General features: G+C 67.0%; 8 protein-coding genes and 1 pseudogene. 3 read left to right on the top strand and 6 right to left on the bottom strand.

Annotated elements, in window-relative coordinates; genetic code table 11:
• Nucleotides 1-74: 74 nt before the first annotated feature.
• Nucleotides 75-725: a pyridoxamine 5'-phosphate oxidase family protein gene (locus tag DPV79_RS37280; protein ID WP_059621868.1), complete on the top strand. Its 651-nt coding sequence runs from the start codon at nt 75-77 to the stop codon at nt 723-725.
• A gap of 366 nt (nt 726-1091) precedes the next feature.
• Here DPV79_RS37280 and DPV79_RS37275 read toward each other — a convergent pair whose 3' ends face one another.
• Nucleotides 1092-2924 (bottom strand): S53 family peptidase, encoded by a 1833-nt coding sequence (locus tag DPV79_RS37275; protein ID WP_059684404.1) that lies wholly within the window; start codon nt 2922-2924, stop codon nt 1092-1094.
• Nucleotides 2925-3592: 668 nt separating this feature from the next.
• Here DPV79_RS37275 and DPV79_RS37265 point away from each other — a divergent pair.
• Nucleotides 3593-3712 (top strand): annotated as a pseudogene (locus tag DPV79_RS37265) (APH(3') family aminoglycoside O-phosphotransferase); the annotation flags it as partial.
• A gap of 115 nt (nt 3713-3827) precedes the next feature.
• Here the strand turns inward: DPV79_RS37265 and DPV79_RS37260 are convergent.
• Genes DPV79_RS37260 through DPV79_RS37250 form a run of 3 tightly spaced genes read right to left on the bottom strand, consistent with a single transcriptional unit; the run spans nt 3828 to nt 8053 of the window.
• Nucleotides 3828-5315: an efflux transporter outer membrane subunit gene (locus tag DPV79_RS37260; RefSeq protein ID WP_113047768.1), complete on the bottom strand. Its 1488-nt coding sequence runs from the start codon at nt 5313-5315 to the stop codon at nt 3828-3830.
• A gap of 13 nt (nt 5316-5328) precedes the next feature.
• Complete coding sequence (locus tag DPV79_RS37255; protein WP_113047767.1) at nt 5329-6915, bottom strand: MDR family MFS transporter; 1587 nt, start codon at nt 6913-6915, stop codon at nt 5329-5331.
• Complete coding sequence (locus DPV79_RS37250; RefSeq protein ID WP_059649093.1) at nt 6908-8053, bottom strand: HlyD family secretion protein; 1146 nt, start codon at nt 8051-8053, stop codon at nt 6908-6910. The genes DPV79_RS37255 and DPV79_RS37250 overlap by 8 nt, the downstream gene beginning before the upstream one ends.
• Nucleotides 8054-8145: 92 nt before the next feature.
• Between DPV79_RS37250 and DPV79_RS37245 the strand changes: the two genes are divergently transcribed.
• Nucleotides 8146-8985, top strand: a complete 840-nt coding sequence (locus DPV79_RS37245; RefSeq protein ID WP_059484073.1) for a CerR family C-terminal domain-containing protein — start codon at nt 8146-8148, stop codon at nt 8983-8985.
• Between the two features lie 27 nt (nt 8986-9012).
• Here DPV79_RS37245 and DPV79_RS37240 read toward each other — a convergent pair whose 3' ends face one another.
• Together DPV79_RS37240 and DPV79_RS37235 are read right to left on the bottom strand one after the other, a co-directional pair.
• Complete coding sequence (locus DPV79_RS37240; protein ID WP_113047766.1) at nt 9013-11505, bottom strand: mechanosensitive ion channel family protein; 2493 nt, start codon at nt 11503-11505, stop codon at nt 9013-9015.
• A gap of 285 nt (nt 11506-11790) precedes the next feature.
• Nucleotides 11791-12750, bottom strand: coding sequence for an LLM class oxidoreductase (locus tag DPV79_RS37235; protein WP_113047778.1), 960 nt, complete (start codon nt 12748-12750; stop codon nt 11791-11793).
• Nucleotides 12751-12754: the final 4 nt, after the last annotated feature.

The raw sequence follows: 12754 nt of genomic DNA, 5'->3' as shown, positions 1-12754 counted from the left end.
GTGCGGATCATCGAGCCTTGCCGGAACGCGGGCCGCTCGATGTGCGCAAGGGCGCGCGAACAGGAAAACGAAACATGAAAGACCAGACCGTCATCGCTTCCACACCCCGCACCACCATTCGCCGCCTGCCGGAATTGGCGAATCGCGATCGCACGACGCTTCATCGCATCGTGGACGAAGCCTACGTCTGCCACATCGCGTTCGGTGCAGGCGAGGACACGCATTGCATCCCGACCGCGCACTGGAGACGGGGCGATGACCTCTATATTCACGGGTCCAACGGTAGCCGGATGATCAAGGCGCTGTCGGCGGGCGCGCCGGCCTCCGTCGCGATTACGTTGCTGGACGGGCTCGTGCTGGCCAGATCGGCCTTCAACCATTCGATGAATTATCGATCCGCGGTGATCTACGGGCGGTTCGACGTCGTGGCGGGCCGTGACGACAAGCTGGCGGCGCTGGATGCGTTGATGGACAAGATCGCACCCGGTCGCAAGCATGATGCGCGGCCCGGCAACGAGAAGGAAATCAATGCGACCAGCGTGCTGCGGATTGCGCTTGCGGAAGCGGCGGTGAAAGTCAGCGATTCGCTGCCTTCCGACAAGGATGAAGATCTCGCGCTTGCTGTCTGGACGGGAGTCCTGCCGCTGAAGACGACGCGCGGCGCACCGGTTCATGCCGACGGCAACATGCCGGTGCCGGACTACGTCCGGAACTGGGCCGAGTGAGTTGTGCGGCAAGGCCGCGCGGTTTCGCGGAAGGCGGCGGGGTACGGCGTTGGGGGCGTGCTCGCGTCGCGTGGCGGCACGACGCGCGTTTCGCCGGCAGGCAGCGTGAATACCGCGCTGCCGTGACGGGGTGCGTTTCACTCGGTGCGATGCTCATGCAAGGGTAATGAACATGAAAGTTGCGTGAGCAACTATTTCAAGGTCGGCTAGTGCGTCGTCGCACCGGATGCTCGCCCCGCGAGATCGCGCGGAACGCGAAAAAACCGCGACGGCCTGGCAGCCCTCGCGGGTTATTTGAACGACCACATCCGGTTCCAGACGTGCGCTCAGGAGCGCACGTCTGGAACCGGGGCAGTCATCGGTCCATCAGCGCGCGAAATCCGGCGTGCTCTGGATGAACGCGTTCAGCTTCGAGATGTTCACGCTGCCGAAGCCCGTCGTCGCGTCCCAGCCGGCCTTCGCCTTGTAGCCGTAGGTGCCGCTGCCGTTGTTGCCGGACGTGACATCGTGCAGCAGCGCCGCGTTGCTCGGGAAGTACTTGTAGAGGCTCGACGCGGGGAACCCGAGCGCATTGTTGTTCGCGGACTGCAGCCGCGCCCAGATGCCCGTGAAGATCGGCGCGGCGAGGCTCGTGCCGCCTTCGTTGTTCAGGTAGCCCGAGCCCCACAGCGTGTCGGACGTCTGGCCGTTCACGACGAGAATCGCGCCGGTGCGCAGGTCGGCATCGAAGCCGACGTCGGGCAGCGCGCGCTTGGTCGATCCCGTGAGGCTCGACGATTGCCACGACGGCGCGGCTTCGTACTTGCTGTATCCGCCGCCCGTCGACCACACGGTGCCCGGCTGCCAGCTCGGATCGTTCCAGACGATCTCGCTGTTGTAAGCGTTGGTCGACGTATTGGTGAACAGCGTCGTGCCGCCTACTGCGATCACGTAAGGCGACGTTGCCGGCTCGCTCACCGTGTAGGTCGAGCGCGACGGCGTGCCGCCCGCGCATTCATATGCACCGTGGTCGCCGGCGGATACCGAGAAGGTTTGCCCCTGCGCGATCGCCTGCTTGAAGATGGTGTCGTCGGTTGCCTGCGAGCCGGTGCTGTTCGCGGACGATTCGCACACGCCGAGCGACACGTTGATTACCTTCGCGACGTTGTCGGTCACGGCCTTGTTGTACGCGGCGGTGATCGCCGTGAGCGTCATCGACGGTGCGACGTAGAACACGACCTGCTTCACGCTGCCGCCGGCTGCGCCGACGATCGACTGGCTGTCGAGGTTCCATTCGACGGTGCCGTCTGTGTCGGTGTACGAACTGCCGGACGGGCCCGTCTTCACGATGCTGCTGCTGATCGTGCCGAGGCTGTTGTTTGCGGCGAACGTGTTGAGGTCGCTCACCGTCTGCGACAGGTCGCCTTCGGAGATGATGCCGACGGTGGTCTGCGAGGCCGTCGGCGTACCGTTGCCGCCGTAGATCGACGAGAACTCGGTCGGGTTGTGCGGCACCGCCGATGCGCCGGCCGGAATCGTCAGGTTACTGGTGTTGCCTTGCGGCTTGCTACCCGCGCCCGTGTGCATCAGTTCGACGTTCTGCAGGCCCAGCACCGCGCCCACGACGCCGCCGATCGCGTTCGGCACCTGCGCGGCGTCGGTATTCGCATAGACGCTGCGGCCGTTGCGCGTGAAGCGCTTGAGCGTCGTGCGGAACGCGGACTTGATGGTCGCCGCGGTGCCGGACGCGGACACCAGCAGGCGGTTCGGTGCGACCACGATGTTCACGAAGCCTTCCTTGCGCAGGTGCGCGACGACCGAGGCGACCTGCTGGTCGGTCGGTGCATATTGCGCGGCGAACTGCGCCGGCGTGAGGAACTGCCGGTAGTGCGGCGAGCCGGGCGTATGCAGGTCGTGCAGGTATTGGTCGAGCTGTGCTTCGTTGCGCAGGTTCAGTCCGAGCACGATGTCCACCGATTCGCCGGGTGCCATCTCGATGGCTGCCGTGGCAGCGGCGGCCGTGCTGGCGGCAGGCGCGCCGGCTGTACCGGCTTCGCTCTGCTGCACGAGCGGCAGGAAGCCCTTGGTGCGCGTTTCCGTCCAGCCGGCCGCGGGCGCGGCGTGGACGGTCGCGATGCCAAACGATGCGGCTGCCGCGGCGGCGAAGGCGAGCTTGATGAAGCGATTGTGCTTTTGATTCTTGTCTGCAACCTGATTCATTTGAATTACCCCTCCGGTTGAACATCGAACGGCACGAACAACAACGGTCGACAGCGGTGCGGATCGTGCACCGCCGATTTCTGTCGCATGCGTGCGGATGGCGCGGACGCGACAGGGCCTTTCGCCCGATCCGGAAAGGTGTTTTTTCTCGGGGGGCGAAATTCGGAAAATGCGGTAGCGAGAGGGCTGCGTCGCGATACGGCGCAGTCGCGCGGACTGGGCGCGGGCGGGATTGCTAGAGCAACAGTTTCGTTATCCTGCTCATTTGATTCGATCCTTCGGCCCGCTGCCGGATGGCAGTCGTCCAATGAAATGCATCGGGATGTCGCATGGCCGGCGCGCGAACGATACGGCCGGCGGCTGGCACTTCGGTGCGGCGGAAACGAAAAAAACGTGGAGCGGAAGCGATTGCGCAGTGAGCAATTTGTCAGATTGCTTGCATCGGACGGTATCAAGAACGAAAGCGAGGTGTCAAACTTTTTTTGGTTATATGAAACAAATTTAAAGCGAATAAATGCAATGTTTTTGAAAATATTGGCAGTAATTTGTAATATTCGACGCCAACGAAGAAAGTAATGCTGAATGCGGTTCGCCGATCGTTTCCGGTTCGATGCGTAATTGGCGCGACTGCGTCGACCGTGTTCGAGGCGCGACTCGAATCGCCGAGGCGAGATATCGACGCCGATCTCGGCAGTGAATGGGGCGCGCCTTTCGTCGACCGGTACGGAATCGGGCAGCCCGATCCGGGCCGGATCGCTTTCTACCGGCTGCTCGACGAGTTTTTCTGATTCATCGGGTGGTCACGGGCGGCGCGCGAAACGGTTTTTCTGTCCCGCGCGTCGCCGTGGTCGATGCGGTTGCAGCCGCGACAAACCCGGCCGCACGGCACCGCTCGACTCACCGTCAACCCGCGCCCGTCTGCCACCCGAGCCCGAGGCTCTTCTGCACCGACACGTAGTCCTTGATCAGTTCGGCCTGCCCGGCAATCACGTTCTGTTGCGCGGAAAGCGCTTCGCGCTGCGTATCGAGCAGGTCGATCATCGATGCGACGCCCGCGCGATAGCGTTCATCCATCAGCGATCGCGAATGCACGGCGGAGGTTTGAACCCTGGTGAGCGCAACGACGTGCTCGCGCTGGTGTCCGTAGCGCTGCAATGCCGTGTTGGCATCCTGCAACGCACCGAGCACCGCCTTCTGATAGTTCGCTTCCGCTTCGTCGCGCGATGCTTCGGCCGCGCGCACCGCGCCACGCGTGCGCCCGAAGTCGAGAATGTTCCATTGCAGATACGGCGCGCCGACCCACGTGAAGTTCTGCTTGCGGAGCAGGTGGCCCGGGTCCGTCGCGCTGAAGCCGAGATCGCCGAGCAGCGTCACCTTCGGGAAGTAATCGGCGACATGCTCGCCGATCTGCGCATTGCTCGATGCGAGCCGGCGCTCGGCCGCGCGAATGTCGGGGCGCTGCTTCAGCAGCGTGGCCGGATCGCCGATCGCGACGCTGCCGGGCAGCGTCGGCAGCGGCGCGGCCGGTGTCGTCAGCGTCGCGTCGAGCGCACCCGGCGCGCGCCCCGTCAGGATCGCGAGCCGGTCGAGCGATTCCGTCACCTGCGCGTCGAGCGGGATCAGCGAGGCTCGCGTGTTCTCGACCTGTGTCGTCAGGCGTTCGATGTCGGTATCGGCCGCGACGCCGCGCGCGCGGCGCTGCTGCGTGAGTTCGAGCATCTTCTGCTGCAACTCGGCGGTGCGTCGCGACAGCGCAAGCCGCTGCTGCTGATCGCGGAGGTCGACATACGCGTTCGCGACTTCTGCCGCGATCGACACCTGCGTGTCGGCGAGATCGGCGTCGACGGCTTCTGCTTGCGCGGACGCGGCTTCGACCGCCCGGCGCGTACCGCCGAACAGGTCGATTTCCCAGGTTGCGTCGAAGCCTGCCGAATAGAGCTGCAGCGGACCCGAGCCGCCCAGCGACGGCGATGCACTGCCCGACTGGTTCGAGCCGTTCGACGGCAGCAGCGAACCGAGCGCGCCGACATCCGGCTCGCGCATGCGGATGGCGGCGACGGTGGCGGACGATTTCGGCAACTGCGCCGCGCGCTGTTGCGAGAGCTGCGCGCGCGATGCGCGCAAGCGTGCCTGCGCAGCGTGCAGATCGGGGTTGTACGCGAGCGCCGCAGTGATCAGGTCGTCGAGCTGGCGATCGTCGAGCGCGTGCCACCACGCGCTCGGCGCGGGCGCGGCGGTGTCGACACCGGAGGCCGGCGCGCGCACGAAGATCGGCGCATCCGGTGTGGCGGGCGCGCCGCGGTAGTCGGGGCCGACCGTGCAGCCGGCGAGCAGGCACGCGGCCGCACACAGCGTGAGCACGGGGCGGCGGGGCAGGAAGAAGGGTTTCATCGCGTAAGACGGTTCAGTGGCCGGACGACATCGCCTGCGGCCCGCGCGGCGTTCTCAGCAGCAGCGCGAGCGGCACGCAGGCGAGCAGTGCAAGGCCCAGCAGATAGAAGGTTTCGGAATAGGTCATCACGACGGCCTGGACCTGGATCTGCTGCGCCAGCTGTCCAAGCGCGCGCATGTTCGAATACGCGAGATCGCCGGTGTGTGCGAACCAGTTGGCCGCGTAGGCCGACAGCCGGTCTTGCCCGATCAGCGAGTTCGCCGTCACCGATTCGCGCAGCGCGGCCGTATGGAAGGTCGTGCGCCGGTCGATCACGGTGCCGATGATCGCGAGCCCGATCGAGCCGCCGAGGTTGCGTGCCATGTTGTAGAGCCCGGCTGCGTCGCCGGAGTCTTCGCGTGCGACGGCCGCCATCGATGCCTGGTTGAGCGGCATCATCGCGAGCATCTGCGCGACGCCGCGAATCAGTTGCGACCAGACGAAGTCGTGGCCGACGCTCTGCGCGGTCAGGCTGATGTCGAGCATGCAGCTCAGGCAGAACAGCAGCAGCCCGGAGATCACGAGGATGCGGAAATCGACCTTGCCGAGCAGGCGCGGCAGGATCGGCATCACGAGAAAGGCCGGCAGCCCCGACAGCAGCATGATTGCGCCCGCCTGTTCCGCGTTGTAGCCGGCGACGATCGCGAGGAACTGCGGCAGCAGGTAGGACACGCCGTACAGGCCGGCACCGACCGCGGACACGATCACGATCACGCTCGCGTAGCGCGGGTTGCGCATCAGCGACAGCCGCATGATCGGCCGCTTCGCGAAGCGTTGCGACAGCGCGATCAGGATCATTCCGGCGAGCGACACCAGGCTCAATGTGACGATCATCTGCGATTCGAACCAGCGTTCGCGCTGGCCTTCCTCGAGCACGACGGTGAGCGAGCTCAGCCCGATCGCGAGGCCGGCGATCCCGAGCCAGTCCGCGTTGAAGAACGTGCTCCATTGCGGACGGTCGGACGGCAGCCCGAACCACAGCAGCCCCATCAACAGCAGGCACACCGGCAGGTTCAGGAAAAAGCACCAGCTCCAGTTCACGTTTTCCGCGAGCCAGCCGCCGAGCACCGGGCCGAACAGCGGCCCGAGCAGCACGATCAGGCCGAACAGCGTCATGCCGACCGGCAACTGCGACAGCGGCAGCCGCGTGCGGATGATGGTCTGCGCGGTCGGGATCAGCGCGCCGCCGGTGAAGCCCTGGCCGATCCGGCCGGCGATCATCATCGGCAGCGAATGCGACCAGCCGCACATCATCGAGAACGCGATGAACAGCGCGGAATTCGTCAGCAGGAAATTGCGCAGCCCGAACACGCGCGTGAGCCACGCGGCGAGCGGGATCATCACGATCTCCGACATCAGGTAGCCGGTCGAGATCCACGTGCCTTCGGTGCCGGTCGCGCCGATTTCACCCTGGATCTGCGGCAGCGCGGAATTCGTGATCGAGATGTCGAGCGTCGCCATCAGCGCGCCGAGCGCGCCGGCCGCGACCGCGATCCAGTCGGTCACGCTCGCACGGCCTTCATGCGGCGGCGCGGGCATCGTGGCGGACGGTTCAGCCATGATGCGACTCGTCGCGGGCCGAGCGCGTATCGACGTCGACCGTCACCGACAGCCCCGGCAGCAGCATGCGCTGCGCGCGGGCGTTCGCGGCGAGGCGGATGCGCACCGGCACGCGCTGGACGATCTTCGTGAAGTTGCCGGTCGCATTCTCGGGCGGCAGGAGGGCGAACTGCGCGCCGGTGCCGGGTGCGAAGCTGTCGACGACGCCGGACAGCGCACCGTCCGGCAATGCGTCGACGTGCAGTTCGACCGGCTGGCCGATACGCATGTTGCCGATCTGCGTTTCCTTGAAGTTCGCGACGAGGTAGATCGAATCGACGGGCACCACGGTCAGCAGGCGCGTGCCGGGCTGCACGTATTGACCGACGCGCACCGTGCGATCGCCGACGCGGCCGGCGAGGGTGCTGCGCACGATCGTGTTGTCGAGGTCGAGCTGGGCCTGTGCGGCACTGGCCTGCGCGGCTTCGAGCTGCGCGCGCGCCTGCTGGAGCTGGGCGGTGAACGACGCGATCTGCGTGCGTGCGGCCGCGATCGACGCATTGTTCGCGGCGAGCGTTGCGACCGCCTGATCGCGCGTGCTCTTCAGGTCTGCCACACGTTCGTGCGTCTCCGCACCGGTCGCCGCGAGTGGCGCATAACGCGCGTATTCGTCGCCGGCGTGCTGCGCATTGATCCGCGACACCTTCGCCTGCGCGTCGGCCTGTTCGAGATTCGCACGCTGCTGGCTGATGTCGGCCTCGGCGCGTGCGATATCCGCGCGGCGCGCATCGACGGTCGCAAGCGATTGCGCGAGCGCAACCTGGTACTGGCGGACGTCGAGTCGCACGAGCGGATCGCCGGCCTTCACGGCCTGGTTGTCGCGGACATACACATCGGTCACGTAGCCGGCGACCTTCGGCGCGGCAGTCATGCTGTCCGCCTGCAGGTACGCGTCGTTGGTACTTTCGATGAAACGGCCGACCGTCCACCAACGGCCGAGCCAGACGGCGCCGCCGATCGCCGCGAGCACGGCGACGACGAGCAGGATGCGCCGTTTCGATCCGTTTCCGGATTTGCCTGCCGAGCCGCTTCCGTTTCGCGGCGTTGTTCCGTTTTCCTGACGATCTGCTTGCTGTGGCGGGTCTTGCGGCGTCGACATTCCGGTGTCCAATTTATTCCAAGTGGAAGAATTATTCCAGTTGATAAAATTGTGTCAAGTAGAATATCGATCGATCGAATGACGGGGAAGGCATGAACGAAGCGAAGAAGCTGCGCCGGACGTCGGCGGGCGGCTACGCCCGCGGCGACGAAACGCGCCAGCGGATCATCGAGGCGGCGATCGAACTGTTCGGCGAGCGCGGGTTCGCGGGTGCATCGACACGCGAGATCGCCGCGATGGCCGGCGTGAACGCGCCGGCGCTCCAGTATTACTTCGAGAACAAGGAAGGCGTGTACCGCGCGTGCGTCGAGGCGATCGCGGAGAACGGCAGGGAAGTGTTCGCACCGTCGGTCGGCCATGCGAGGGCGATGCTCGATGCGGACGCGGATGTCGACGTGCTGATCGACGCGTTCATCGGGCTGCTGCGCGCGCTGTCGGACCGGATGTTCACCGCGCCGAAGACGATGAACCAGCGGATGTTCTTCGCACGCGAGCAAGGCGGCCAGGAGCCGGCGAGCGCGAGCGAGATCCTGATGAAGCGCATGCGCAAGCCGCTCAACGACGTGAGCGCCGAACTGATCGGCCGTATTTCGGGCCGGCCGGCCAACGATCCCGTCACCCGATTGCGCGCGCTGAGCCTGTTCGGGCAGATCACGGTGTTCCACATCGCGCAGCGTTCGGCGCTGCAGTTGCTCGAATGGGAGGCGTTCGAGGGCGAGCGCGCGGCATTGCTGATCGACACGATCGCCGACCAGACACGCGTGCTGCTCGAGCAATGGCATGCGCAGCGCGACGTATCGGCTGCCGATCCGGAAGCCGGCGCGAAGCGCGGGCAGGGCGCGGCGGCGAAACGTGCGGCCAAGGCGAAGGCGGGGGCATCGGCGCCCGCCGCGACAAGCACGCGGCGCGTGAACAAGCCCGCCTCGCGTTGAGCACGGGGCGGCATCGCCCCCGGCCGGTCAACCCGGCTTGCGCCCCGGTTCGGCGGGCGACGGCGGCCGGGCCGGTTCTGCAGCATGGCCGTTGCCGCTGTTGTCACCGTCGCCGCCATTGTCGCCATTGCCGCCGTTTTCGCCTTCGACGACAGGCCGCGATCCGTCCGCATAGGCGACGACGCTGCGCTGCGGATTGGCGATACGGATGCCGCGTTCGCGGAACGTCTCCGCGATCCGCCGGTTGAATTCACGCTGCACGCTCCAGCGCGTCGCGTCCGTGCATTGCATCTGCCCGGCCAGCGCGAGTGCCGCGCCGTCGACCTGGTCGATCCCCCAGTAGCTGAAGTCCGACAGGATGCCGTCGCGGTATTTCGGATCGTCGCGCAACGCCGCGCCGATCTCCTTCAGCGTCGCGATCGCGCGATCGATATCCTCGCCGTAGGCAATACTGATCTTGACGGCGGCGTTGCCGAGCCCGCGATTCGTGTTGTTGACGGTCGTCACGGAGCTGAACGGGATCGTGTACAGCGACCCGTCGCCCGCGCGCAGCCGCACGGTGCGGATCGACAGGTACTCGACCGTACCCGACACGCCGGCGAGCGTGACCCAGTCGCCGACCTGCATCGCGTTTTCCATCAGCAGGAAGATCCCGGTGATGAAATCCTGCACGAGCTTCTGCGAACCGAAACCGAGCGCGACACCGAAGATGCTCGCGCCGGCAAGCAGCGGGCCGACGTTCACGCCGAGCTGGCTGAGGCCCGTCAGCACGACGACGAGCGCGATCATCACGAACAGCAGCGAGCGCAACATCGGCAGCAGCGTGCGCAGTCGCGCCGCGCGCACGAGATTGCCTTCGCGTGTCCATCGTTGAAGGCGGCGCTCGATCGCGATGTTCGCGGCTTCCCACACGAGGAGCGCGACGATGGCCGCGATCGCGATCGTCACCAGCGCCGACGCGAGGCGGTGGCCGATGGTGCCGGTTTCGAACGCGCGGAAGATCGGCACGCCCCAGATCTGCAGCAGCAACACGACGGTCACGATGCCGATCGCGCCCGACACGATCTGGCGCAGCAGCGGGTAGTAGCGGTACGCGTGCAGGTGGACGAGCGTGCGGTCTTCGTCGCGGCCCTGGAACAGCCGCGCGAGCGCGCCGAACACGACGATCGAGACCATCCGCATACCGATCATCACGGCGATCGAGCGGCCGCCGAGCGTGATCAGCACGCGATAGCCGTTGTGGACGTCGAGCGCCCACACGAACCACAGCGCCATCACGATGAATACCGACACGGGGGCCCACGCGTCCGCGAGCGCGTTCGCGACCATCTCGAAGGACGCACGGTCGTCGCCGGCCGCGCGAATCCGCGCGGCGACCGGCTGGCGGCACCGCAGGATCAGCGCCGACACCATCAGGTGCCCGACGAGCGCGACGGCTTTCAGCAGGGCGACATGACCGGCCTCGCTGAGCCCGAAGCTCGCGGCGATTTCGACAGCGGCCGTGCAGGCGCCGACCACGATCACGATCCGCGCGATCGAGCGTTGCGCGAAATCGGCCCACGCATCGCTGATGTGCAGCAACCGCAATTGCCGCGCATCGGGCTGGAAGAACAGCCGGCTGACGATCGTGACGAGCCGGCAGATCACGTAGATGTCGATCAGCGCTTCGAGCGCGGATTCGATCGGGGTGCCCGTCTCTCCGATCGCGGACATCGTCAGGCTCGCGACACCGACGAACACGAGCAGCGGCACGGCCCGCAACGCAAGGCTGACGAGCGCGCGCGGCATCCGGTGCAGCAGCGTGGTGTGGCGGCGCGCGTGGCCTCGGCCTGGTGACGACGCGGGGGCGGTGTCGGGTGCATTGGCGGGATCGGCGGCGTCGGGTTTGGCGGGGGTGTCCGGCGGTGCGTCGTCGTCATCGGGCGTGGCGGAGTCCGGCGCGGTGCGGCGCGACGTGTCGGCACGCCGTGCGGCCACCGCGGCCAGCGCGCGTCGCAACAGCCGCTTTGCCAACCATTCGACGAAGAGCGCGGGCACGAGCACGGCGACGATGATCCAGAACGCGTGCGCGAGATCCGCGCGCTCGTCGGCTCGCACCAGCCTGTCGTGCCACCAGCTTCCGACCGAGCCGACATCGAGCAGCGAGTGCAGCGACTCCTTCAGCGCGCCGCCGATTTCGGTGGCCCAGCGCGATCCCTGCCGGACGAGCATCGACGCGAGCCCGTTCGACGTGAGCGCGCCCGGGGCCGCGGCAGCCGATGCGCCGCTGGCCGCCGCCGCATTGCTTGCAACGACCGCGGGTGCGCTCAGCGCGCCGACGGCCGCGATCGCACGCAGCGTCGTTTCGACCTGCGCACGATCGCGGGGATTTTCGAGCACGTCGAGTGCCTGCCGAGCCTGTTGCGGCGTCAGCGCGGGCGCGGTGCCGGAAGCGGCCGACGCGGCGGCCGGGGCGGGAGCGGCCGCGTGAGCGGCCGTGACGACGGCGGCAAGCAGCCAGCCGAGGAGGATATGTCGCATGGAGTGGGCATGCGGGCGCGCATCGGCGCGCGGCCCGCCGGGCTGAACGATGGACGGGAAGTTAACATGATCGCGCCCGGAACCGAATAGTTCCGTCGACGATCATTCGAATCGGGCATGCACGACGCGGCGCGGCCGTTCGCGGCGCGTTTCCGCAGTCATGTGGCTGACGCAGGGAAGGTGAGGCGACTCGATTGCCGGCGTGTAAGGCGCGCGTAATGCCCGCTTGCAGGCAACGGCGAGCGCCGCGCGCATCGCGCCGAATTCATCCGGAATCCTGCCAAATCACGCTTCCCCGTCGTGAAAAACCGGCAGGACGTGTTCCGCGATTTCTTCGATGACGTCGCGCACGGGCCGGTCGGAGCCCGGATTCAGCGTGACGTGATGCGTGCCTGCCGCGCGCATGTTCCGCAGGATGTCGATCAATGCGCGGCGTCCGGTTGCATAACCGAGCGGCAATGCGGTGGCCGGCGCATCGGGATCCGCGACGAGGTCGACGCGCATCGACACGCCGAACGCGCGAAAGGCCGGCGACGCGAGCCTTTCAACCGCCGCGCGCCACATCGAATAGCGTGCGCGTTGCGTGTCCGGATCGCGGTGATACGTCATCCAGCCGATCGAGTGACGCGCGATCCAGTCGACGCTTTGCCCGCCCGAGCCGACCGCCAGCATCGGCACCGCGTCGGCGCCGCGAGGCAGCAGCGTGAAGTCGGGCGCATCGGGCGGCGCCTCGTCGGGCAGCACGCGCGATGGCACGCCGAGCGCGGCCGCGACGACGTCCCAGTGCGCGCGGTACCGGTCGCGGCGCGTTTCCGCGTCGACACCGAACGCCGCATATTCGGGCGGCCGGTCGCCGGAGCCGAGCCCGAGGATGAAGCGTCCGCCCGACAGCGTCGCGACCGACAGCGCGCCTTTCGCGATATGCAGCGGATGGCGCAGCGGCAGCACGATCGCGCCGCTGGCGAGTGTAATCCGGCGCGTGCGTGACGCCAGTGCGCCGAGCAGGACCCACGGGTCGAGGTGGCCGACCGGGTCGGGATAGTCGGCGCTGTTCAGCGGCACGTCGCGAATCCACAGCGCGCGAAAGCCGAGCGTGTCGGCCAGCGCCGCGAGTTCGAGTTGCTCGTCGAAGTCGGCGACGACATGGCCGGTGCGAAGCAGCGGCAACGTGAGGCCGATCGACAGCTGCCCGGCCGAAAAGACGCGATGCGCGACGTCGGGGCGGGCAGGGGCGGGCGTGGTCATGTCG

Origin of the sequence: Burkholderia reimsis (assembly GCF_003294055.1) — a bacterium.
Lineage (GTDB): Bacteria > Pseudomonadota > Gammaproteobacteria > Burkholderiales > Burkholderiaceae > Burkholderia > Burkholderia cepacia.
The sequence above is the reverse complement of the archived record's forward strand: the minus strand, read 5'-3'. Positions and strand labels throughout refer to the sequence as shown.